Annotated in this window: 22 protein-coding genes; 9 read left to right on the forward strand and 13 right to left on the reverse strand. The window is 72.4% G+C overall.

What is annotated here, in order from left to right; genetic code table 11:
* The first annotated feature begins 14 nt into the window (after positions 1–14).
* Together AOQ53_RS11570 and AOQ53_RS11575 are read left to right on the forward strand one after the other, a co-directional pair.
* Complete coding sequence (locus AOQ53_RS11570; protein ID WP_059416929.1) at positions 15–632, forward strand: LysE/ArgO family amino acid transporter; 618 nt, start codon at positions 15–17, stop codon at positions 630–632.
* 81 nt (positions 633–713) lie between these two features.
* The gene (locus AOQ53_RS11575; protein WP_059416930.1) at positions 714–2,000 is read left to right on the forward strand and encodes an MFS transporter; all 1,287 of its coding nucleotides are present in this window, start codon (positions 714–716) and stop codon (positions 1,998–2,000) included.
* A 4-nt stretch (positions 2,001–2,004) separates the two neighbouring features.
* Here AOQ53_RS11575 and AOQ53_RS11580 read toward each other — a convergent pair whose 3' ends face one another.
* The 3 genes from AOQ53_RS11580 to AOQ53_RS11590 form a co-directional block, all read right to left on the reverse strand.
* Positions 2,005–2,460 carry a cyclic nucleotide-binding domain-containing protein gene (locus tag AOQ53_RS11580; protein WP_059416931.1) on the reverse strand — a complete coding sequence of 152 codons (456 nt, stop codon included), beginning with the start codon at positions 2,458–2,460 and terminating at the stop codon, positions 2,005–2,007.
* Positions 2,461–2,718: 258 nt separating this feature from the next.
* Positions 2,719–4,197, reverse strand: a complete 1,479-nt coding sequence (locus tag AOQ53_RS47685) for an aminotransferase class I/II-fold pyridoxal phosphate-dependent enzyme (protein WP_059416932.1) — start codon at positions 4,195–4,197, stop codon at positions 2,719–2,721.
* Between the two features lie 69 nt (positions 4,198–4,266).
* Positions 4,267–4,488, reverse strand: a complete 222-nt coding sequence (locus AOQ53_RS11590; RefSeq protein ID WP_059416933.1) for a hypothetical protein — start codon at positions 4,486–4,488, stop codon at positions 4,267–4,269.
* 306 nt (positions 4,489–4,794) lie between these two features.
* Here AOQ53_RS11590 and AOQ53_RS11595 point away from each other — a divergent pair, with 306 nt between their 5' ends.
* The 6 genes from AOQ53_RS11595 (at position 4,795) to AOQ53_RS11620 (ending at position 8,976) form a co-directional block, all read left to right on the forward strand.
* Positions 4,795–5,229, forward strand: a complete 435-nt coding sequence (locus AOQ53_RS11595) for an ATP-binding protein (RefSeq protein WP_059416945.1) — start codon at positions 4,795–4,797, stop codon at positions 5,227–5,229.
* A 207-nt stretch (positions 5,230–5,436) separates the two neighbouring features.
* Positions 5,437–6,300, forward strand: a complete 864-nt coding sequence (locus tag AOQ53_RS11600) for an RNA polymerase sigma factor SigF (RefSeq protein ID WP_059416934.1) — start codon at positions 5,437–5,439, stop codon at positions 6,298–6,300.
* Between the two features lie 29 nt (positions 6,301–6,329).
* Positions 6,330–6,596 carry a DUF5133 domain-containing protein gene (locus AOQ53_RS11605; protein ID WP_059416935.1) on the forward strand — a complete coding sequence of 89 codons (267 nt, stop codon included), beginning with the start codon at positions 6,330–6,332 and terminating at the stop codon, positions 6,594–6,596.
* A 112-nt stretch (positions 6,597–6,708) separates the two neighbouring features.
* Positions 6,709–7,569 (forward strand): ANTAR domain-containing protein, encoded by an 861-nt coding sequence (locus AOQ53_RS11610; protein WP_236711663.1) that lies wholly within the window; start codon positions 6,709–6,711, stop codon positions 7,567–7,569.
* A gap of 104 nt (positions 7,570–7,673) precedes the next feature.
* A complete protein-coding gene (locus AOQ53_RS11615; RefSeq protein WP_059416946.1) occupies positions 7,674–8,513 on the forward strand; it encodes a DUF1206 domain-containing protein in 840 nt (279 codons plus the stop codon).
* Between the two features lie 28 nt (positions 8,514–8,541).
* Complete coding sequence (locus AOQ53_RS11620) at positions 8,542–8,976, forward strand: hypothetical protein (RefSeq protein WP_059416936.1); 435 nt, start codon at positions 8,542–8,544, stop codon at positions 8,974–8,976.
* 252 nt (positions 8,977–9,228) lie between these two features.
* Here AOQ53_RS11620 and AOQ53_RS11625 read toward each other — a convergent pair whose 3' ends face one another.
* The 8 genes from AOQ53_RS11625 to AOQ53_RS11665 all read right to left on the reverse strand — a co-directional run bounded on the left by AOQ53_RS11625 (position 9,229) and on the right by AOQ53_RS11665 (position 18,689).
* The gene (locus AOQ53_RS11625; RefSeq protein ID WP_059416937.1) at positions 9,229–11,469 is read right to left on the reverse strand and encodes an FUSC family protein; all 2,241 of its coding nucleotides are present in this window, start codon (positions 11,467–11,469) and stop codon (positions 9,229–9,231) included.
* An 84-nt stretch (positions 11,470–11,553) separates the two neighbouring features.
* Positions 11,554–12,924, reverse strand: a complete 1,371-nt coding sequence (locus tag AOQ53_RS11630) for an NAD(P)/FAD-dependent oxidoreductase (protein ID WP_059416938.1) — start codon at positions 12,922–12,924, stop codon at positions 11,554–11,556.
* A gap of 216 nt (positions 12,925–13,140) precedes the next feature.
* Positions 13,141–14,871 carry a PP2C family protein-serine/threonine phosphatase gene (locus AOQ53_RS11635; protein ID WP_059416939.1) on the reverse strand — a complete coding sequence of 577 codons (1,731 nt, stop codon included), beginning with the start codon at positions 14,869–14,871 and terminating at the stop codon, positions 13,141–13,143.
* A complete protein-coding gene (locus AOQ53_RS40830; RefSeq protein ID WP_078945271.1) occupies positions 14,868–16,292 on the reverse strand; it encodes an ATP-binding SpoIIE family protein phosphatase in 1,425 nt (474 codons plus the stop codon). Before AOQ53_RS40830 ends, AOQ53_RS11635 begins: the two co-directional genes overlap by 4 nt.
* A complete protein-coding gene (locus AOQ53_RS11650; RefSeq protein ID WP_059416940.1) occupies positions 16,292–16,732 on the reverse strand; it encodes an anti-sigma regulatory factor in 441 nt (146 codons plus the stop codon). Before AOQ53_RS11650 ends, AOQ53_RS40830 begins: the two co-directional genes overlap by 1 nt.
* Complete coding sequence (locus AOQ53_RS11655) at positions 16,732–17,151, reverse strand: STAS domain-containing protein (protein WP_059416941.1); 420 nt, start codon at positions 17,149–17,151, stop codon at positions 16,732–16,734. The genes AOQ53_RS11650 and AOQ53_RS11655 overlap by 1 nt, the downstream gene beginning before the upstream one ends.
* Entirely contained in the window at positions 17,148–18,035 is an 888-nt protein-coding gene (locus tag AOQ53_RS11660) for an STAS domain-containing protein (protein WP_059416942.1), read from the reverse strand. Before AOQ53_RS11660 ends, AOQ53_RS11655 begins: the two co-directional genes overlap by 4 nt.
* A gap of 252 nt (positions 18,036–18,287) precedes the next feature.
* Positions 18,288–18,689, reverse strand: coding sequence for an STAS domain-containing protein (locus AOQ53_RS11665; RefSeq protein ID WP_059416947.1), 402 nt, complete (start codon positions 18,687–18,689; stop codon positions 18,288–18,290).
* 341 nt (positions 18,690–19,030) lie between these two features.
* Here AOQ53_RS11665 and AOQ53_RS11670 point away from each other — a divergent pair, with 341 nt between their 5' ends.
* Complete coding sequence (locus AOQ53_RS11670; RefSeq protein WP_059416943.1) at positions 19,031–19,402, forward strand: hypothetical protein; 372 nt, start codon at positions 19,031–19,033, stop codon at positions 19,400–19,402.
* Positions 19,403–19,453: 51 nt separating this feature from the next.
* Here the strand turns inward: AOQ53_RS11670 and AOQ53_RS11675 are convergent, their stop codons facing one another.
* Both AOQ53_RS11675 and AOQ53_RS11680 read right to left on the reverse strand, forming a co-directional pair.
* Positions 19,454–19,888 (reverse strand): ATP-binding protein, encoded by a 435-nt coding sequence (locus AOQ53_RS11675; RefSeq protein ID WP_010033269.1) that lies wholly within the window; start codon positions 19,886–19,888, stop codon positions 19,454–19,456.
* 116 nt (positions 19,889–20,004) lie between these two features.
* On the reverse strand, positions 20,005–21,668 hold a 1,664-nt coding region (locus tag AOQ53_RS11680; RefSeq protein WP_059416944.1), incomplete at its 5' end, for an AMP-dependent synthetase/ligase.

Here is a 21,668-nt window from a genome sequence, read left to right on the forward strand (position 1 = left end):
GTAGCGTCACGGCCATGACCAGCACCTTCACCGCCGCAGCCGCGGGATTCGGCACCGGCCTGTCCCTCATCGTCGCCATCGGCGCCCAGAACGCCTTCGTCCTGCGCCAAGGGGTCCGCCGCGAGGCCGTCCTGGTTGTCGTCGGCATCTGCGCCCTGTCCGACGCCGCCCTCATCACGCTCGGGGTCGGCGGTGTGGGCGCGGTGGTGGTGACGTGGCCGGGCGCGCTGACGGTGATCGGCTGGATCGGCGGCGCGTTCCTGCTGTGCTACGGCGCCCTGGCCGCCCGACGGGTGTTCCGGCCGGACGGCGGCGCGCTGCGCACGGACGGGGCGGCGGCAGGGTCGCGGCGCCGGGCGGTGCTCACCTGCCTGGCGATGACCTGGCTCAACCCGCACGTCTACCTCGACACCGTGTTCCTGCTCGGCTCCGTCGCCGCCGACCACGGCCCGCTGCGCTGGACGTTCGGTCTCGGTGCCGTGCTGGCCAGCCTGTGCTGGTTCACCGCCCTCGGCTTCGGCGCCCGGATGCTCGGCCGTTTCCTCGCCAAGCCCGCAGCCTGGCGGGTCCTGGACGGCCTGGTCGCCGCCACCATGATCGTGCTCGGTGCCGTGCTCGTCGCCGGAAGCTGAGACCGGCCGCTGCGCGCTGGGCGACCGGTGCGATAGTGATCCCCGCCCAGAAAGATGTAGCGGACATCGGGGAAGCGGCGAGTGGACAGCGAGAGCAAGACGGCACAGCAGGACCCGGAGCCGCACGCGCCCCGGCGGCGCGGCTGGCGGCGCTGGGCCATGGACACCCGCCCCCTGCGCCGTCCCGCCTACCGACGGCTGTGGGGCTCGACCATCGTCACGGCCGTCGGCAGTCAGCTCACCGCCGTCGCCGTGCCCAAGCAGATCTACGACATCACCGGCTCCTCGGCTTGGGTCGGCGCCGCGAGCCTGGCCGGCCTGGTGCCGCTGATCGTGTTCGCGCTGTGGGGCGGGGCGATCGCCGACACCATGGACCGGCGCAAGCTGCTGCTGATCACCAACAGCGGCATCGCCGTCACCTCGCTGCTCTTCTGGCTCCAGGCCTTCACCGGCCTGGAGTCGGTGGCCGCGCTCATGGTGCTGCTCGCCGTGCAGCAGGCGTTCTGGGGCCTGAACGCACCGGCCCGCAACGCCTCCATCGCCCGCCTCGTCCCCGAGGACGAACTGCCCGCAGCCAACGCCCTCGGCTCGACGGTGATGCAGACCGGCCAGGTGGCGGGTCCGCTGCTCGCCGGTGCCCTCATCCCCGTCGTCGGGCTGCCCGAGCTGTACCTCGTCGACGCGCTGGCCCTGTGCGTGACGGTGTGGGCGGTGTACCGGCTGCCGTCGCTGCCGCCCCTCGGCACGGCGGCCCGCCGCGCGGGTGTGAAGGAGATCGCCGCCGGATTCCGTTACATCTCCGGGCACACCGTGCTGCTGCTGTCCTTCCTCGCCGACATCATCGCCATGGTCCTCGGCATGCCCCGGGCCCTGTTCCCGCAGCTCGCCGCCCAGACCTACGCGCCGTACGGCGAGGGGCTGGCGCTCGGTCTGCTGTTCGCGGCGATCCCCATCGGTGCTGTGCTCGGCGGACTGTTCTCCGGAACCTTCTCCCGGGCCCGCCGGCACGGCTGGATGGTCATCGGGTCGGTGGTCGTCTGGGGTGCGGCCATCACGGGCTTCGGGGTGAGCGGCAATCTGTGGGTGGGGGTGGCGTTCCTCGCCGTGGCCGGGGTGGCCGACATGGTGTCGATGGTCTTCCGCGGGGCGATCCTGCTGTCCGCCGCGACCGACGAGATGCGCGGGCGCATGCAGGGCGTCTTCACCGTCGTCGTGGCGGGCGGCCCGCGCCTCGCCGACGTGCTGCACGGCACCGCGGGCTCCGCCTTCGGCCCCCGCACCGCCGTCGCGGGCGGCGGACTGCTGGTGGTCGCCCTGATGCTGGCGCTGGCCGCGGCGGTCCCGGCGCTGCGGCGCTACCGCGTCTGATGCCTCACAGGGCGCCTCGCCGGTGCAGCGTGTACTGCTCCATCAGCTTGCCCCGGGTCATCTCCAGCCGGTGCGCGAGCACCTCGGCGACGTTCCGCACCAGCATCAGCCCGAGCTCCGGATCCTCCTCGCACAGAGCCAGCACGGCCCTCGCGTCGAACTCGTAGGCCCGTACGGGGCTGAACGCCACCGCGCCGAAGTCCCAGGTGTACGGCGGGAACAGCCAGGACCAGCCGAGCAGGTCGCCCGCGCCGAGGCTGGCCACGGTCACCCGCTGGAGCGAGTTCACTTGCTGGTCCAGGGAGACCGCGCCGGAGCGGATGACCCAGAAGCGGTCGGCCGTGCCGCCCGCCTCGAAGATCCGGGCGTCCTCGGGGAAGGACACCTCCCGGGCGAGCGTCATCAGTCGCTGCCGCTGGGGCGGAGGCAGGGCGGTCAGGAGTTTGATCGCTTTGGTCATGCGGAGCTCCTCGCCGGGCGGTCGGCTTCCGGTGGTTTCCCTACGCCCATTTCAGCCGCTGCCGGGGCCCCGGGCACCTCGGCGTGCGCAACTTTCCCGGGGCATGAAAAAGCCCTGGCTGGACGGGGGAGACCAGCCAGGGCCGTAAGCGGTGGTGCGGAGGACGGTGGGTCGACTCCGTCACCACGTATGAATGAACCGTAAACCATCGATGGGGCGTGCGCGCCCCCGGGACCGGGTTGCGTGACCCGTTTCACTTCAGTCCGCGTCCCCGGCGAGGACCCGGACCGTCTCCAGCTCCGGGTTCGTGGGGTCGGGCAGGTGCATGCCCGCGGCCAGTCCGGTCCGCAGGTACGCCAGCACCGGCTCGGTGAGGCGCTCACCCGGCAGGACGGCCGGGATGCCGGGGGGATACGGCGTGATCATCTCCGCCGCGACCCGCCCGGCGGCCCGCGCCACCGGCACGTCCTCCGCCGGGCCGAAGAACGCGTCGCGGGGCAGCACCGCCTGTTCCATCCGCAGCTCCGCCGGCGACGGCACCTCCACCCGCGGCGCCCGGGGCAGGTCCCGCGCGGTCTGCGCCAGGTCCCGCAGCGCCTCCAGCAGCTGCCCGGTCGTCTCCCGGTCGTCGCCGTGGGTGATCTGCGCGCCGATGCGCCGGTGGTCCACCAGGTGCGCGTCGATCTGCCGGTGCTCGCGCAGCCAGTCCGCCGCCTGGAAGCCCGTGATCCCGAGCCCGTCGAGGTCGATGACGCCGGGCAGCGGGTCGAGGTCGTCGGACAGGCCCGGGCCGCAGAAGTCGTCGCGGTCGTTGACGTGCAGCCCGTCGATCTCCTCGATGGCGCACCGGACCTCGGCCGCCAGAGCCAGCGCGCCGCCCATCAGCTCCTGGCCGTGCAGCGCCATCTGACGTCGCCAGCCGTCCAGACCCGCGAAGATCAGCACCGACGGGCTCGTGGTGCCCAGCAGGTCCGCGCGCATCCCCAGCAGCGCCGGCGGGACCAGATCACCCTGGAGATGGAAGACCGAGCCCTGCTCCAGACCGCTGCCCATCTTGTGGATGCTGGTCACGCAGATGTCCGCGCCCGCGTCCATCGCCCAGGAGGGCAGATCGGGGTGGAACGGCAGATGCGCACCCCAGGCCTCGTCCACGATCAGCGGCCGCGAGCGCCGGTGGCACACCTCGGCGACCGCCCGCAGATCCGCGCAGCCGCCGTACGGCGTGGGGCTCGTGACCAGCGCACCCCGTGCGTCCGGGTGGGCGTCGAAGGCCCGGTCGAAGTCCTCGGCGGACGGGGGATGGGCCAGGTGCCGTTCGGCGTCCCAGCGCGGCTCGATCCAGACGGGCTCGATACCGGAGATGATCAGCCCCGCCACCACCGACTTGTGGGCGTCACGCCCGATCAGCAGCTTCTCGTGAGGCCCGGCGACCGACAGCATCGCGGCCTTCACCGACAGGGAGCTGCCGCACGTGCTGAAGAACGTGTGCTCGGCGTGCACCGCGTCGGCCATCAGCTCCTGGGCGCGTTGCAGCACCCGCCCCCGGGTGAGCCGGTCGTCCAGACCGCCCGAGGCCAGCACGTCGCCGTGGAAGACCGCGTCACCCAGGACCTCCCGGACCGCGGGGTCGGCGCCGCGGGCCTGCTTGTGCCCGGGTGGTGTGAACGACAGGTGCCCCTTGCGGCGGTACGCGTCCAGGGCTTCCAGGACCGGTGCTCCGGTGTGGTCGACTGTCATGCGCACCGGGTTCCCGGCACGTGACCTCACAATCCGCCCGTGCCCGTCACCGGGCCGCGGCCCTCCTGGTCAGCCCTCCGCGGCGTGTTTGCCCGGAGTCACGATCTCGTCCAGCACCCTGAGCACCGCCTCGTAGGACATCTGCCGCACGGTCGCGTCCCGGGCTCCCTGTGGGTCGGTCGCGCCCAGTTCCTCGCTCCTGCTCCGCCATGTCCGTTCCTCGTGCACCGCGCAGGCCCTCGCGCGCTGGATGCGCCGCAGCAGTTCGTCGGAATCCACCACATCGGTCATGGACACCGCGTACCCCGAGGACGCGTGGTGATGGCATCGATTCACGGTCGTTGGCATCGATTCACGGCCGTCCCGGAACTCCCAGGGGCCTTTTCGGGCTCTTTTTCCGGCAGTGGGGCGGACCGAGGTTTGCAGGTGCGGGGAGAGGTGAGCCGAACAAGGAGACCTGCGGTGCTCGCGCGATACGCGCCCCGAAAGCCGCGGGCGGTGGAAGGGAACACCGAACAGCGGGTCCGTGAGCCCACGGCGTGCCCGGGCGCGCGGTCCGGACCCGGCTCATGTCCTGACCGAGCAGGGAGCTTAATGATGTGCGAGGAGCACATGATCGAATCGGTATTCGAACCGCCCGGTGTGAACCGGGCCCGGCCGTGCAAACCCGCCGAGGCACGCCGGGCCGTGGAGCGCGCCGTGGCCGAGCGCTGCCGCACCACCCACACCGCGTGTGACGCGAACGCCCTGTCCGACGCACTGCTCGTCGCTTCGGAGCTGACGACCAACGCGATCCTGCACGGCGGCGGAGTCACCGACTTCCGGGTCGACATCGACGGCCCCGGCGTACGTCTCTCGGTGAGCGACCGCAGCGACGAACTGCCGGTGACCGCGCCGCCCACCGATCCGCACGGACGGCTGCGGCACGGCGGTCACGGCTGGCCCATCGTCTGCCGGCTCTCCCGCGACGTCCGCGTGTCCGACCTGCCCGCCGGCGGCAAGTGCATCACCGCCGTCGTGCCCCTTTCCTGAACGCCCGTGTACCGGTTCCCTCCAGATCGCACAGCAAAGTGGAGTTTGTTCCACCGGGGGCAGGGCAGACGCAATCTCGTGCTTCGGACCGGAGGCGCGCCAGCGGGAGCGGTATGCATGACTGCCCCGGAGGCCCTCCAGGCGATCCGGGCAGCGACCGTCCCGCGGTAAGTCCCTGAGATCATCGTTGTTCAGGAGCGAATCCGCATGCTCATCGAAACGCCCACCAACCGTCCCGGCACGCCCGAAACGACGACCACCGCCACCCGGCGGCGGCACGACGACGCTCCCGACACCGCGGCCCTCTTCGCCCGGCTGGCGGAGATGGAGGAAGGGCCCGACCGGGAAGCCGTCCGCGACGAGCTCGTGACGCTGTGGCTGCCCATGGCCCACCGCATCGCAGGCCGCTTCCGCGACCGCGGAGAGTCGATCGAGGACCTCCGGCAGGTTGCCGCCCTGGGGCTGGTCAAGGCCATCGACCGGTTCGACCCGAGCCGGGGAGCCTTCGAGAGCTACGCCGTCCCCACCATCACCGGCGAGGTCAAGCGGCACTTCCGGGACCGCATGTGGGCCCTGCGGGTCCCCCGCCGTGTGCAGGAACTGCGCAACAAGGTGCGGGTGGCACGCCGTGAACTCACCCAGAACCCGGGCAGCCCCGAGCCCTCCGTGGCGGACATCGCCGCCCACACAGGCCTGAGCGAGGAAGAGGTCAACGCCGGGCTCGAAGCCCTGGAGAGCTTCAGCACCCTGTCGCTGGACGCCGAGCTCTCGGCCGACGACGACGGCTACAGCCTCGCGGACACCCTCGGCGCGGCCGACTCGTCCTACGACGTCGTGGTCGACCGCGAGTCCGCCAAGGAGGGCCTGCGCCGCCTGCCGGAACGCGAACGGGCCATCCTCTACATGCGTTTCTTCGAGGACATGACACAAAGCCGCATCGCCGACCACCTGGGCATCTCCCAGATGCACGTCTCCCGCCTCATCAGCCGCAGCTGCGCCCGCGTGCGCGACGAGGTCCTGGGGCAGCGGACGGGCACCCGCGGCACCGACGGCACCTCCGAGACGGCCTGACCACCCGACCCCAGAGGAGCGAGGAATCAATGCTGATGCCCCACCCCGCCGTGCTGCGCCGCCTCGTCAACGAGTACGAGGTACTGTCGGCCGCCGTGGCAGCGAGCGAACAGGCCGATCCGAGCACACGGCTACACGACCTGGCGTACACGTTGTGCGTGTCCACCGGCACCCGGGACGTCGAGCGCGCCCTGGAGGTCGCTCACCAGTGGCTCGCGACCGCACCCGCACCGGTCCGCGAGATCACCCCGTCGACGGTCATCGAGAGGCGCATGGCGACCCCGGAGCCCGCGTGATCCGAGTGTGCGCGTGACATGACGGGGAAGGCGTGGCAACGCGGGGGCCCGGCCGACGGCGGCAACCGCGGCCGGGCCCCCTCATGTCACGCCACCGAGACCGGGGAGTTCCATGTCCACAGCGGGACCGGCAGCCGCCGACGACGACAGCGAACTGGAGCGCCTGCGCGCCGAGGTGCGCGACCTTCGTGCCAGGGCTCGCGTGTACCCGCTCATCTCCCAGGCACAGGGCATGCTCCAGGAGCGGTACGCGCTGCCCGACGGGGAGAGCGCCTTCGCGCTGATGCAACGGGCGTCCCAGCGGTACAACGTCAAGCTGCGGACCCTGGCGGGGTTCCTGGTGACCGCACCGTGCCCCGACCGCCGGGAGCGGCTGTGGTTCCCGAGCCGCGTCCGCCGACCGGAACCCGCCCTGACCTTCACCTCGGCCCCCCGGTCCGGGTCCGGCAGCCGCGGTGCCGTCCTGAAGGCCGTGCTGAGCCACGCCCTGGCGGTGACCGGCGCCGACATGGGCAACGTCCAGCTCACCGGCCGGGCCCGCGGCGGCCTGCGCATCGAGGAGCACACCGGACACCCCCCCCCGAGTTCGTCGACTTCTTCGCCCACGTCGGCGACGACGGAACCGCCTGCGCGCGGGCCGCCCGCGACGTCGCCCCGGTCACCGTGCGGGACGTGGAGAGCGACCCGCTGTTTCAGCGAACCGGCGCGCCAGGCCATCCTCGCGGCGGGCAGCAGAGCCTGGCACAGCGTCCCGCTGACCACCGCGTCCGGACTGTGCGTCGGCATGGTCTCGGCCCACCTGGACCGGCCCGTCCAAGGGCTGACGACGGCCCAGGCCAAGGCCCTCGACACCGTGGGCGGCCAGGCGGGCCGGTGGCTCGCCTGGCACGACCACACGGTGGTCCTGGACGCCCTTGAGCATCTGCACGCCCTCGGCCGCGCCGGCCGGGGATCGAGCTTCCGGCGGTCCTGAATCGGACGTGGCAGGCCCCCGCTGTGACCGGAATCCCCTGGTCCGGCGGCCGTGGCGGGTGTGGGGTGGCCCGGCCGGGGCATCCGGAGTGCCGGGAGGTCGACATGAACATGAGTGCGATGGCGCAAGGCGGTCGGATCCGGGCCCGGCGAGCGGCGCGGGGTTCGGTGACCGAGGGGGCGGCACGGGCGGGTCTGGCCGCCCGGGGTGTGATCTATCTGCTCGTCGGGGCCCTCGCCCTGCAGATCGCCTTCGGCGACACGGGCGAGCAGGCCGACCGCGGGGGAGCCCTGGCCGAACTGTCGCAGAAGCCGTTCGGCGCGGTGATGCTGTGGGCGCTGGGCATCGGCCTCGTCGGCATGGCCCTGTGGCGGCTGTCCGAAATGCTGTTCGGCTCCGTCGGTCAGGACGGCCGCAGTGCACGCAAGCGGCTGCTGGCGACGGCCCGCTTCGTGTTCTACGTCTTCGTCGCCTACTCCGTGCTGTCGTTCGCGGCGAACCGCGGCCAGAGCGGCGGCGGTTCCAGCGACCGGCAGTCCCAGGACGCCACCGCCAGGGCACTGGAGATGCCCGCAGGCCAGTGGCTGGTCGGCGCGGCCGGCCTCGCGATCGTCGCGGTCGGCGGGTGGATCGGCGTACGGGCGGTGCTCCGCAAGTACCAAGACAAGCTCCGGCTCGGGCAGATGAGCCCCCGGACACGGCGCCTGGTGGACGTCACCGGCGTGGCCGGCGGCGCTGCCCGCGGGCTGGTGTTCGCAGTGGCCGGCGTCTTCGCCGTCCGCGCTGCGGTCGACTACGAACCCGACCGGGCCAAGGGCCTGGACGACACCCTGCGCAGTTTCGCCGACACGCCCCTCGGCCCCTGGCTGCTGGTCTGCGTCGCGGCCGGGCTGGTGCTGTTCGGGGTGTTCTCCTTCGCCATGGCCCGCTGGCGCCGGGTCTGAGCCGCGTCATGCGGGGAACACGAAGCGAATGAGCGATTCCGAGATTCCGCATGGCGACGGCCGGCCCGTGGACGTGTACCTGGACCTCCTGCGCATCCGGATGGACACGGAGGACTACCGCCTCCTGATGCGCGTGGTGGAACCGGTCCTCGAGGCGATCGACGAGGAGCGCCTGTCCAGCCTCGACTTCGCACTCGACTCGGGGGCCAACGACGAACTGCCCCAGGAGGTCCGTGACGAGGTGGCCCTCGTCATCGCCACCGCCGTCACCGGCCGCCTGGACAACGAAGTGATCGAACTCGACGTCGACGAGACCGGCCCGGTCAGGATCGTCACGGACGCGTCCACCGCGTCCGACCCGGTCCGCCTCGGCGAGATCGCCGACTACATCAAGGAACGGCACCGGCAGACGGAGGAGCTGCGCGGCATCGCCGAGGTGAGCGGACTGCCCACCGACTTCTGAGCGGCCACGGCCCTCAGGGGTCCTTGCACTGTGCCCGCCCGGGTCGCGCGGCCTGGCACCGCACCTTCCGCGTTGCCGAAACGCCCACGTGGCTCCTCCCTCAAGCTCTCGGCTTCTCCCCCGAGTTCTCGGCTTCGCTCGAACAGGGGGACCCCCCACGAGCAGAGGGCCCCATCGAGGGCGCTCCGGCGCCTTGCGATGCACGGCACCAGACCACGCGACCTGATCGGGCGGGCATGGTGCAAGGACCCCTCAGGCCAGGGGTTCCGCCATCGGCACGCCCAGCGGCCGCGCGAGACCCACCACGGCCTCGTCCAGCCGCTCCAGATGCCGCAGCACGCGGTCGGTGATCCGGCCGTAGCGCGGTGTGCCGGCGTCGGACCCCAGCAGCGAGGCGATGCTCGGCCCGGTCTCGACCCGTGCGGCGGCGTGCTCGTCCGCGACCCGGGCCGCGATGGTCTCGATGTTGCGCACGGTGCGCCCCGCGGCCCCGCGCAGCCGTGGATCCGCCGCGATCGAGGGGTGCGTGGGCAGCAGCTCGGCGGTGGCCGCCAGCGTCCGCGCGTGGTACGCGCACGTCTCCAGCAGCGCCACCACGTACCGGGCCGTGTGGCGCCGGGCCCGCAGCGGCGTGACCGGATGGGTCAGCGGCTGCGTGGCGGCCCGCAGGTCGGCCAGTGCCTGGTCCAGGTCGCGTGCCTTGTCCAGCAGCTCGTCCGCCGGTCCGCCGCTCAGCTGGCCGACCGCGGCCTCGGTGACCTCGGCCAGCCGGTCCAGGACGGTGCCGAGCAGCTCGTTCGTACGGCGGTCGGTCCGCACCGGCAGCACCAGCGCCGCCGCGACCACCCCACAGGCGGCACCGAGCGCCGTCTCCTCCACCCGCAGCAGGAGCACGTCGAGGCTGTAGGTGTGCAGCAGCGTGTACAGCAGACCCAGCATCGCCGTCACGAAGAACGACATCAGCGTGTACGACAGCGGCGCCACGTAGAACATCGCGAAGATCAGCAAGAGGACCAGGCCGAACGCCGTCCAGGTGTGCTGTCCGACCAGACCCGCCAGGATGATGCCCGCCACCACGCCGAACACCGTGCCCAGCAGCCGGCGGTAGCCCTTGACGAGGATCTCGCCCGTCGAGGCGGTGTTCAGGAAAACGATCCAGCACGTCAGCACCGCCCAGTACCACCGCTGCGTGGACAGCAGCTCGCCGCCCACGATCGCCAGCGTCGAGCCGACGGCGACCTGCACTGCCGCGCGCGTGGTGGGCCGCCGCAGCCCTGTCTCCTTCTCCTCCGCCGGCTCCTCGCCGCCGTCGATCGCGGCGTCCTCCGCGTCCAGTTCCTCACGGGAGCGGGCCGTCGCGGGGGTGTCGTCCGACTCGTCCTGCGGGCCGTCCAGCGCGATCCGCAGCCCCAGCACCGAGCGAGCGGCCTCGCCGATGCCCCGGAACGCGTCCTGCACGGCGGCGGGCGCGGGCGGCAGGTTCTCCTCGTCCCGGTAGCCGAGGAGACGGTTGCGCACATGGGCCAGGGCGGTCCCCGATTCGCCGCTCCCGGCCCGCAGCACGAGAGCGCGCAGCGCCTGGAGATCACGGCGGAGCGTGGCGGTGGCCTCGTCCGGCGCGGCCGGCTGCCCCACCGACGGCGCGGGAGCGCCCGGCAGGTGCAGGGTGAGCGTGTCGGCCCGTTCGGCGCTGCGGGAGGTCAGCAGCAGCAGACCGAGCCGCTCGGCGGCGATCTCGGCGTCCGCGATACGGCGCTGCACGAGACGGGCCGCCGACTCGTCCGGGGTACCGTCCTCCAGCTGCGCCTGGATCATCATCGCCGTCTCGTGCAGCCGCGCCGTGCCCTCGCGCACGGCCTCCAGGGCCTTGTCCATCTCGTCCGGGCCGGCGTCGAGAAGGTCGAGCTGCGCGGACACCAGCTGGGCCAGCCGGGCGCGGAAGGCCAGGCGCAGCCGCAGCAGGACGCCCGTGGGGGTGGCAGGCACGATCGCGAAGCGCAGTACGGCACTGGAGCAGAACGCCAGGGCGATGGCACCGCACAGCGGGGGCAGCGAGGAGACCTCGGCGCCGACGAACAGGGACAGGAAGTAGACCTGGAAGCCGATCAGCCCGAGCGCGGTGCCGCGGTCGCCGAACCGGCGGCCGTAGACCGCGCAGAAGATGAGGACGACGAAGAAGACGTCACCGACGTACAGACGCGCGTTGAGCACCGCGCCCAGCGTCACGGAGACCAGCGCCACCGGAAGGCCCAGCGCCAGCGTCACGGCCTGCGCGCCGAGCTGCTTCTCCCTGATGGCGAAGGTGGCGACCATCGCCGCCATGGCCCCCGCCACCAGCAGGTGCACATCGGCCCCGAGCAGGGCGAGCACGGCCAGCGTGAGGGCGATGGCGCCGACCGTCCGCAACCCGGCCGTCAGACGCAGCAGCCCCGGGTCGGACGCCGCGATCCGGTCCCGCAGTCGTGCCCGCACCGAGCGTCCCGCTGCCCTCACGCCGCCGCACTCTCTTCCGACTCACACCAAGATCCGCACCTCAGCATGACATGCCACGAGCGGAAGGCCCTCTCCGGCCCGGTCCTACTCCTGCCGGGCGGTTCCCTCGACGTGTGCCCGCACCTGCTCCGGCGTCAGATAGGCGTCGGTGTACTCGAAGTCCTTCAGCCTGGCGGCCTTGCGGGCCTGGAACCCGGTCCGCACGAAGTCGTCGCCGGCGACCGCGTTGAGGAGCCAGTTCGTCATCACCCGGGTCTTGGCGACGTTGGTGCGCAGCGCCGACCAGTGGTAGCCGCGTGCGACGGCCTGGGCGGGCACGCCGCGCAGTTCGATGCCCAGCGGCTTGGAGACCGCGTCGGTGCCGCCGAGGTCGACGACGAGCCCGAGGTCCTTGTGGACGTACGGCCGCATCGGCCCGCCCCGCAGCGACGCGATGACGTTGTCTGCGACATGCCGGCCCTGGCGCAGGGCATGCTGCGCCGTGGGCGGGCACATCGCCCCGTCCCCCTTGGCCAGGTCGGGCACGGCGGCCGAGTCGCCGAGCGCGAACACCCCGTCGTTGCCGGGCAGGTTCATCTCGGGGGCGACCGCGAGCCGCCCCTTGACGGTCTCCGCGCCCAGCGTGGCGATGAGGGGACTGGCGACCACCCCGGCCGTCCAGATGAGCGTGCGGGTCGGGATCACCCGCCCGTCGGTGAAGGTGACCTCCTCCGGGCCCGCCTTCGCGATGGAGACGCCGAGGGAGATCTCGATGCCCCGCCGGCGCAGGATCTCCTGCGCGCTGCTGCCGAGCTTCTCGCCGAGCTCCGGCATCAGCTTCGGCGCGATGTCGATCAGATGCCACTTGATCAGGCCCGGGTCCAGCCGCGGGTAGCGCTTCACGGCGGCGTGCGTCAGCCGCTGGAGGCACGCCGCGGTCTCGGTGCCCGCGTAGCCGCCGCCGACCACCACGAACTGGAGCCGCGAGGCCCGCTCGACCGGGTCCTGGCTCGCATCGGCCAGGTCCAGCTGCGAGATGACGTGGTCACGGATGTACGCAGCCTCGGCGAGCGTCTTCATCCCGAACGCGTGGTCCGTCAGCCCCGGGATGTCGAAGGTCCGGGTGATGCTGCCGGGGGCCAGCACGATGTAGTCGTACGGCTCGTTGACGATCTGGTCGGTGATCGTGCGGATGACGCAGACCTTGGACTTCAGATCGACGCCGATGGCCCCGCCCGGAATGATCCGCGTGCGGTACTTCTTGCTGCGGCGCAGCGAGACGGCGATCGACTGCGGCGTCAGCACGCCGGAGGCGACCTGGGGGAGCAGCGGCAGGTAGAGCTGGTAGGCGAACGGCGTCACCAGCGTGACGTCGGCCTCGTCCGGGGAGAGTTTCCGTTCCAGACGGCGGACGCACTCCACGCCGGCGAAGCCTGCGCCAACCACCAGGATCCTGGGTCGTGTCACGGTGTTCATCCCTTCCTGCGGCTCCAGGCGGTCTGCCTCGAACGCCTATCGACTGCCCCTGGATCGCTGGTTCGCACCCCATTGATCCCACCGCGTCTTGGACCGGCACGCCAGTCGGACGCGGCAGGCAGACGAACGCGTCGATCACCACCATGCCCGCCCCGTGGCCGAAAAGCACCAGGCGGGAGTGAAGAACGCGTGCACACACGGTCGGCCGGCCTGCCGTCAGGATTCGGCGTCCCCTTGGAGATGACACAGCAGCAGACACACGTCGTCGTCGCGCTCCGAATCACTCAGCAGCGGATGCAGGATCCGGTCCGCCGAGCCCTCCAGGTCCGCGTCCAGCTCCGCCGAACGGAACCCGCCGAGCGCCGAGGCCAGCCGCTCGATGCCCGGGTCTATCCCCTGCGCGCGCCGTTCGACCAGCCCGTCCGTGTAGAGCGCGAGTGTGGAGCCGGGCGACAGACGGACCGTGTGGTCGCCGATCTCCTGGGTGAGGGGGATGCCCAGCATGGCGCCGGGTTTGGCGTCGAGGGTGCGCACGGTGCCGTCGGGCAGCCGCAGCACCGGCGGCGGATGGCCCGCGGCGGCCCAGGTCAGCGTGGGCTCGTCCGGGTGGAGCCGGGCGATGACGGCGGTGGCGTACAGGTCCGGCTGGAGATGGTGCAGGAACCGGTGCAGCCGGGTCAGCAGCCGGCCCGGGCTGTCGCCGTCGACCGCGTACGCCCGCAGCGCGGTGCGCAGCTGGCTCATCATGACGGCCGCGTGCAGACCGTGCCCGGTGACGTCGCCGACGACGGTGATGAGACCGCCGTCCCGCTGGGGGAACGCGTCGTACCAGTCACCGCCGATGTTCAGACCGTGCGTGGCGGGCAGATAGCGCGCGGCCAGGCTGAGACCCGGCGTGGCCGGCAGATCCGTGAGCAGGGCGCGTTGCAGCGTCTCGGCGATGTCGCGGTTGTGCTCGAAGCGCCGGGCGTTGTCGATCGCGATGCTGGCCCGCCGGGTGAGCTCGATCAGCATCACCGCGTCGTCCGGGTCCCAGCGCGCACCGGGCGGCGACAGGGTCAGCACCCCCAGCGGCGCCCGCCGCGTCGGCAGCGGAACGCACAGCATCGGCCGCGCGGGATCCAGCGCGGACGGCGGCTGGTCGTCGACGCCGGGCAGGCCGCCGGGATGGTCGGCCGCGTACTGCGGCCGCCCGGTCCGGGCAGCGACCACGGCGGCGGCCGGATGCGGAGCCGACCGGTGCTTGTCGTCCTCGTTGTCGAACAGCCAGACGTCGACACTGCGGGCGTACTCAGGCACCAGCAGGTCCGGCAGCCGGCGCACGATCTCCTCGTGGTTGAGCGAGGCCGTCAGCACGGCGCTCGCGTCCGCGAGGAACGTCAGTCTGCGGCGGGCGCTCTCCGCCTCGTTGCGGGCCCTGCGCTCGGCGGCGAAGGCCTCGCGCTGGGCCCGGCCCGCCGCGTCCAGCTCGGCGTGCAGCGCCAGGACGCCCTGGTTCGTCTGGTGCAGTTCCTCGCGGTGGAAGGCGACCAGATCCTCCTGCTCGCCGAGCTTGTCCAGCACCACGGCCGTGTCCTCGTCGGCGCCGAGCAGCGCCTCCGCGAGGGCGGCGGGATCGTCCTCGACGGCGCCGCCCTCCGTGGCCCGGGCCGCCTCGGGGCAGGGGACCGTGACCTCCCACGGCGGCTCCCCGGCGGCGGCGGACGCGTCCGGCGACGGCGTCACCACGGCGTGCAGCAGCCCCTCCTCGGCGGGGGACCCGGCCATGTCCAGGGTGAGCAGCCAGGTGCCGCCCTTGGTGAGGCACTGCCGCAGGTGGGCGCTGAGAGCGGCGGCCAGCCTCGTCCGTTCGACGGTGGGCACACCGTACGCGGCGGCCAGGCGCGCGAGGGCGATGCGGGCGCGCGCCGCATCGGTGACGGTGGTGATCTGCCAAGTGCGCATCATGGGTGTTCCGGCGGGGTCGGAGTCAGCACGGCCACGGCGGTGTCGTCCCGCACCGGACGGGCGGGACTGCTCGCGTCACGTATCGCCAAGGCGGCCGTCACGGCCGGGTCGGCCGCGGGCAGACCGGCGTCGGACGGCGGCGTCCAGCGGCTGGGCAGGCCGTCGGTGTGCAGGACGAGCAGCCGGTCGGCCGCCCAGTCGGCCTCCTCCTCGCGGAGGGTGGTGGGCCGGTGCACGCCGACGATGCCGGGCCGCGACAGCAGCGGACGCCAGGTGCCGTCCGTGCGCAGCCGCGCCCCCACGTTTCCTATGCCGGCGAACCGCAACCGTCCGGCCCGCACATCGAGCTGGGCCAGGGCGACGGCCGCGCCCCGGGTGCCCTTCAGCGCGTCGTGGAGCCGTTGCAGCGACTCGGCGGGGGAGAGGTGAGCCCAGCGGTGCAGCGCCGCCACCGCCGCGGACGAGGCGCGGGCCGCCTCGGGGCCGTGCCCCAGACCGTCCGCCAGCATCAGCGTCAGACGGTCCCCGGAACGCACCCATGCCCAGGCGTCACCCGAGTACTCGGCTCCGCCGTAGGGGATGTTCACGCCTCCGGCGCGCACGCCGGCGACGGGCAGGGACCGGTCGCCCGGAACACCGGACCGCTCGTCACGCCCCGGTGCGCCGGGGCCCCGCACGTCGCCGCCCGGAACGCCCGAGACATGCTGGGAACCGGGCTCGTTTTCGACGGCACCACTGTGCCCGGGCACGCTCCCAGTGGGCCCGGCGAACCCCGGTGAGCCGCCGGGCACCGCCGCGTGCCCCGTCAGGGCGCCGCACGCCACGGCTCCCACGGGCGCGTCGCCGCCCCGTGAGGCACCGTCCGGCCACCAGCCGCCGGTGGAGGCCCCGCCCTCGGACCACGCCGGGGTTCCGGGAACAGCCGTCCCATCCGCCGGACCTCGGCCGCCCGACACCACGTCGGCCCCCACCCGCGCGGCCGGACCGCCGCCACCCCGGGGCGTGGTGCCCACGCGGGCCACCGTGACCGTGCCGCGGCCGGGCGTGCTGTGCAGGGTGAAGTCGTCGGCGAGACGCTGACAGGTGCCGAGGCCCGCGCCGAGCGAGCTGGTCGTGGAGAAACCGTCGCGCAGGGCCGCCGGTACGTCAGCAATGCCCGGGCCGTGGTCGATCGTGGCGATCTGTACGACCCGGGACTCCGCACGACCCTCCCGCGGCGCCGGCGGCGCCACCACCTCGATGAGCACCTGACCACCCTCGGCGTGCTTGAGCAGATTCGTCGCGAGCTCGGTCGCGACCAGCGCGGCGGCCGCGGTGCGCCGCTCGTCGAGACCGGCCAGCGCGGCCGCGCCCTCCGCGGCGACCCGCGCGTCGCGCACCCGCGTCGAGTCGCGCACCGGGACGTCCCACACGCGCGGCATCAGGCCTCCTCGCGGGGCCGCGGCGGCTGGGCCACCCAGCAGGTCACCCGCACGGTGGTGCCGTCGCCCGGCGTGCTCTCGATGTCGAAGTCGTGCACCAGGCGCCGCGCGCCGCTCAGCCCCATCCCCAGCCCGCCGCCGGAGGTGTAGCCGTCGCTGAGCGCCTGGTCCAGGTCGGCGATGCCCGGCCCCTCGTCGGTGAAGGCAAGCCGGAGCCCCTGCGCACCCCCGCTGCTGAGGTGCGTCGCCTCCATCTGTCCGCCACCGCCGTGCACCAGGGTGTTGCGGGCCAGCTCGCTGGCCGCCGTGACCAGCTTGGTCTGCTCCACCAGGCCGAAGCCGAGCCGGGCCGCGGCCTGCCGCACGTGCTGTCGCACCCACACCAGGTCCATGTCCGACCGGATGGGCAAGCAGGCCTCCACGCCCGCGGCAGTGTGCATCACGGACTCTCCTGACGCGGGCCGCCCGGGCGGTACGCCGGGATCTGCTGCGAGAGGAGCTCCATGCCCGCCTCCGTGCTGAGTGCCGTGGTCAGCCCGGGCAGGGTCAGGCCCAGTTCCGCCAGGGTGATGGCGACCGCCGGGCGCATGCCGGCCACCACGGTCCGCGCGGCCAGCAGCTTGGCCTGCGCGGCGATCTCGGCCAGCACCCGGCCGAGGAACGAGTCGACGATCTCCACACCGGAGATGTCGATGAGGACACCACGCACCCCGGTACGGGAGATGGTCTCCGCGAGATCCTGCTGGAGCTGCTGCGCCGTGCTGTCGTGCAGGTCTCCCTGGAGCGTGACCAGCAGGACGTCGCCGAGTCGGAGAACCGGCACGTGACCCGTGACGGGACGGGAGTACGCGTCGCTCACCGCTGGCCCGCACCCGGGTTCACGATGTCCGCGCCGAGCTCGTGCAGCGCGTAACCCAGCGCGTCGGCGAGGCTCGCCCGGGTGATCACGTCGAGGTCCAGACCGAGGTGGACGATGGTCTGCGCGATGGCGGGGCGGATGCCCGAGACGATGCACTGGGCGCCCATCAGCCGCGCCGCGGCGACCGTCTTCATCAGGTGCTGCGCCACCAGCGAGTCCACCGTCGGCACCCCGGTGATGTCGAGGATCGCGAACCGGGCGTGCTGGTCGACGACGGCGTTCAGCAGCGTCTCCATCACCACCTGGCTGCGGGCACTGTCCAGCGTCCCGATCAACGGCACCGCCACGACGCCGTCCCACAGCCGGATGACGGGCGTCGCCACCTCCATCAGCTGGAGCCGCTGCCGGTCGCTGAGTGCCTGCCACTCGCTCAGCGCCGTCTGCATGGCGACCAGCCGCAGGGTGCCCATCAGCACGGTGAGCGCGGTCGAACACGCCCGCAGATGCTCGGGTGGCGCCTCCTCCAGATCGGCGGCCAGCAGGTTCTCCACGGGCGGCCGCAGGGCGGCCAGCTCGCTGGCGACCTGGGTGTTCGACAGTCCGGCCCGCGAGCGGGCCGCGCCCATCCGGGCCAGCTGCTCGCGCACCCCGCTGAATCCCGCGGCGTCCGGGTCCTCCACCTGTTCCGAGTCGGCCACCTGGGCCAGTGCGTCCACGACGACCTTGCTCGCCTCCACCGCCTCGTCGCGCGAGACGGTGAACACAGTGCGGAACAGGGGCTCGTCCGCCCATCGCTGGGCGATCTGCTCACGCCTGCGGTGCAGGAAGTCCCTGACCTCGTGTGTCGGCATGGCGAGCTGTCCGTCCGCTTCGTGCTCCGGCACCTGGTTCTCTCCTCATCCGCGTTGCGTCGACCGAGCCCGCATCAGGCAACGGGACGGTGCTGTGACACTTGCCGGGCGACAACTCTAACCATGCGCCGACCTCGTACGACACCGGATCCGGCGCAACCGATGCGGTTCGGGACAACGGGGTTGGCCACCGCCCTCACCGGCGCGCGCAAGGATGAAACACCGTCCGGGCGGGGCGGAGCGAGGGCACCGGAACGCCCCGTCCGCTGACGGCGCGCCGGCCCGTCAGGCGCTCTGTGCCCCCGGCTCCTCGGGGGTGTCCGGCACCTCGTCGGCGCGGGCCAGAGCCTCGTCGACGCTCTCCGATATCGGCACCGTGATGCTGACGCCGGTCAGGTCGAGGACGCGCCGCACGGCCGGCGTCGGGCTGATGACGTGCACGCTGCCGGCGGTCCTGCGGGTCTCCTGGTACACCCGCAGGATGATGTTCATCCCGGACGAGTCCATGAAGGGGACGGACGAGAGGTCGAGCAGGAAGTGCCGTCGGCCGTGGTGGAGTTGGTTGGCCAGATGGGCCTGGAACTCGGTCGCGGTGTCGACGTCCAGGTAGCCGTCGACCGTGATCAGGGCCACGTCCTCCCGGGGCAGTTCGACTTCCACGGACAGCGGGTTCTGGGCGAGGGGCACGGGTACCTCCATCAAGTGCTACGGCCTGGGCAGATCACCTCTGTGGATGACCGCGGTGCGGGACGATGCCGGTCGTGGCGCGGGCTCTGCTGCTGTTTCTCACGTTCCTCCCTCCGCTACCGGGCTCCGAATTCCACCGCGCCCCCGCGATTACCCCGGAAACCGCCCTCCATGCCCCCCGGGTGAGGAACCCTGCCGAAGCCCGCCGCCGACGACGTACGGTGGTACGTGTGTGCGCCGAATGCGCTTGCGGCAGGAGGGTAACTGGCTGTGGAGCAGGATGGGCGGCAACCGCCCGCCGGGCTCTATGATCCGCACACCGTCAGGGAGGATGGAGCAGCGTGGCCATCGACAGAATCTGGTCGTACGCGCCGGACAGCGGTCACATCGAGGGGCAGGACCTGGCCGGTTTCACCGTCGCCGCGACCGATGGCACGATCGGGCACGTGGACCGCGAGGACGCCCCGCACGGCATGCGGCACCTGGTCGTCGACACCGGCGTCTGGGTGTTCGGCCGCAGCGTCCTGGTGCCGGCCGGAGTCGTCACCGGCATCGACACGCAGGGCCGGAGGATCACACTGGCCTGCACCAGGGCAGACGCCAAGGCGGCACCCCGCTTCCAGACCGACAGCGAGACCCGGGACCGGGGTTATCTCGCGGCCGTGGGCGACTACTACCACCGGCTGCCACCGCGCGCGACGGCTTCGGCATGACTGAGCCCTGAGCCGTTCACGGGCGCGCCGCGCCCGTGAACGGCTCAGGGCTCACCAGGGCAGGAACACGTGTACGTCCTTGCCGCGCTCGTCGCTCACCACGCTGACCTGGTCGCACAAGGTGTGGATCAGGTGCCAGCCGATGCCGCCGCCCCCGCTGCGCGGATCGAACGGGCGCGGAGCCGGCTCCGTGGAGCTGGTGTCGTGCAGGACCACATGCACGCCGTCGAAGGTCCGGCGCATCCGCAGCGCGAACGGACCCGGGGCGTACTGGACCGCGTTGGCGGCCAGTTCCGTCACCACCAACAGGATGTCGTCCCAGTACTCGGGGGCAGAGGGAGGCGAGGAGCGTGACAGATCACGCAGGAACTCCTCCGCGGCCAGCCGCGCTCCCGTCACGTCATGCGGCTCGCCCACGAAGCTGTTCGTGCGGCTCGGGATCTCCTCGGAGGTCAGTGCGTCATCCCCACGCGGCTCGGTTGACATATCGCCTTTCCGGCCCGGCGTCAGCAAGGGCTGTCGTCAGGGCTGTCGTCCTTTCTCTTGCGTCGCCACTGTTGCGTGTTCCCGAGGGGCCGAGGCCTACGCGTCCGGTTCCGTGCTCAGCGGAACACGTTGTCCGCCTCGTCCCAGTTCGATGGTTCGTCCCGGAGGCTCGGCCGCCCGGGACGCCTGCGTGACTCGTACATCGCGTCGATCTCGGACGCGTAGTGCCGCACGATCTCGTCCCGGCGCAGCTTCATCGAGGGCGTCAGCAGCCCGTTGGTCACGTCGAACGGCTCCGGCAGGACCCGGAACACCCGGATCGACTCCGACCGGGACACGGCGCTGTTGGCCGCGGCCACGGCACGCGCCACCTCCTCCCGCAGCGCGTTCTCCTCCCGCGCCTCGCGCATCTCTCCCTGAAGCGCCAGCGCCGCCCGCCATTGCGCCAGGAACTCCGGATCCAGCGTGATCAGGGCGCCGACACAGGGCCGGTTGTCGCCCACGACCACCGCCTGGTGGATGAGCGGGTGCATCCGCAGCCGCTGCTCCAGGGCGGCCGGGGCGACGCTTTTGCCGCTGCTGGTGATGATGATGTCCTTCTTGCGGCCGGTGATCGTCAAGTAGCCCTCGGAGTCCAGCTGTCCGAGGTCCCCGGTGGCCAGCCAGCCGCCGCGCAGCGCGGCCCGGGTGGCGGCCTCGTCACCGGCGTATCCCTGGAACACCGACGGGCCGCGCACCAGGATCTCCCCGTCCTCGGCCACCCGGATCTCCGTGCCCGGCAGGGCCTGCCCGACGGTCCCGGACTTCTCCCGGCCCAGCGGCTGCATCGTCACCCCGCCGCCGGTCTCCGTCAGGCCGTACCCGTCGTTCACGTAGATGCCGATGCCCTCGTAGAAGAGCGACAGGTCGCGGCTGAGGGGAGAGCCGCCGGACGTCGCCCGCCGCACGCGGCCGCCCAGCGCGGCCCGCAGTCTGCGGTACACCGTGCGCTCGTACAGGGCATGCTGGAGCCGCAGGTCGAAGCCGGGCCCGCGGCCCCGGCCCAGCCGCTGGCGTTCCAGGGCCCCGGCGAAGTCCCGCGCCGTCTCCGCGGCCCGCTCGAAGAGACCACCGTGGCCCCCCTGCTGGGCCGTGCGCAGGAAGTTCTTGTAGATCTTCTCGAAGACCGACGGGACCGCGTAGAAGTACGTGGGCCTGAAGGAGCGCAGCGCCGACGACAGTGCCTCCCCGCCCAGCTCGGCCTGGTGTCCCATCAGCAGGCCGCCGCGCAGGCACAGGCCCTGGATCATCAGCCCGTACACATGGGAGAAGGGCAGGAACGCCAGCACGGAGCCCTGCTCCCCGCGCGGTGCCGCCGTGTGCCCCCAGCCCGTCAGCAGCGTGTCGCAGGGGGCGGCCAGGTTGCGGTGGCTGAGGGCGCAGCCCATGGCGTGGCCGGACGTGCCGGAGGTGCCGGAGGTGTAGGCGATGACGGCCGTGGAGTCCGGCAGCACGATGCGGCGCATCGAATCGACCGTGGCCTGCGGGACGAACTCCCCGCGCGCGGTCAGTTCCTCCAGGGCGCCCGCGTCCAGCTGCCAGACGTGGCGCAGCAGCGGCAGCGACGCGCACACCGAGCCGACGGTCATGACGCCCTGCTCGTCCTCCACCACCACGGCCACACAGCCGGCGTCCCGCAGGATCCACTCGACCTGGTCGCGCGAGGACGTCGGGTAGACCGGGACGACCTCGGCACCCACGGCCCACAGCGCGTAGCACAGGACCGTCCACTCGTACCGGG

This window comes from Streptomyces azureus (assembly GCF_001270025.1).
Lineage (GTDB): Bacteria > Actinomycetota > Actinomycetes > Streptomycetales > Streptomycetaceae > Streptomyces > Streptomyces azureus.

Coding starts and splice junctions, on each gene's coding strand:
- AOQ53_RS11570 (WP_059416929.1), top strand. CDS start 15: ATGACCAGCACCTTCACCGCCGCAGCCGCGGGATTCGGCACCGGCCTG.
- AOQ53_RS11580 (WP_059416931.1), bottom strand. CDS start 2,460: ATGACCAAAGCGATCAAACTCCTGACCGCCCTGCCTCCGCCCCAGCGG.
- AOQ53_RS47685 (WP_059416932.1), bottom strand. CDS start 4,197: ATGACAGTCGACCACACCGGAGCACCGGTCCTGGAAGCCCTGGACGCG.
- AOQ53_RS11590 (WP_059416933.1), bottom strand. CDS start 4,488: ATGACCGATGTGGTGGATTCCGACGAACTGCTGCGGCGCATCCAGCGC.
- AOQ53_RS11595 (WP_059416945.1), top strand. CDS start 4,795: ATGTGCGAGGAGCACATGATCGAATCGGTATTCGAACCGCCCGGTGTG.
- AOQ53_RS11600 (WP_059416934.1), top strand. CDS start 5,437: ATGCTCATCGAAACGCCCACCAACCGTCCCGGCACGCCCGAAACGACG.
- AOQ53_RS11605 (WP_059416935.1), top strand. CDS start 6,330: ATGCTGATGCCCCACCCCGCCGTGCTGCGCCGCCTCGTCAACGAGTAC.
- AOQ53_RS11610 (WP_236711663.1), top strand. CDS start 6,709: ATGTCCACAGCGGGACCGGCAGCCGCCGACGACGACAGCGAACTGGAG.
- AOQ53_RS11615 (WP_059416946.1), top strand. CDS start 7,674: ATGAACATGAGTGCGATGGCGCAAGGCGGTCGGATCCGGGCCCGGCGA.
- AOQ53_RS11620 (WP_059416936.1), top strand. CDS start 8,542: ATGAGCGATTCCGAGATTCCGCATGGCGACGGCCGGCCCGTGGACGTG.
- AOQ53_RS11630 (WP_059416938.1), bottom strand. CDS start 12,924: ATGAACACCGTGACACGACCCAGGATCCTGGTGGTTGGCGCAGGCTTC.
- AOQ53_RS11635 (WP_059416939.1), bottom strand. CDS start 14,871: ATGATGCGCACTTGGCAGATCACCACCGTCACCGATGCGGCGCGCGCC.
- AOQ53_RS40830 (WP_078945271.1), bottom strand. CDS start 16,292: ATGCCGCGCGTGTGGGACGTCCCGGTGCGCGACTCGACGCGGGTGCGC.
- AOQ53_RS11650 (WP_059416940.1), bottom strand. CDS start 16,732: ATGCACACTGCCGCGGGCGTGGAGGCCTGCTTGCCCATCCGGTCGGAC.
- AOQ53_RS11675 (WP_010033269.1), bottom strand. CDS start 19,888: ATGTCAACCGAGCCGCGTGGGGATGACGCACTGACCTCCGAGGAGATC.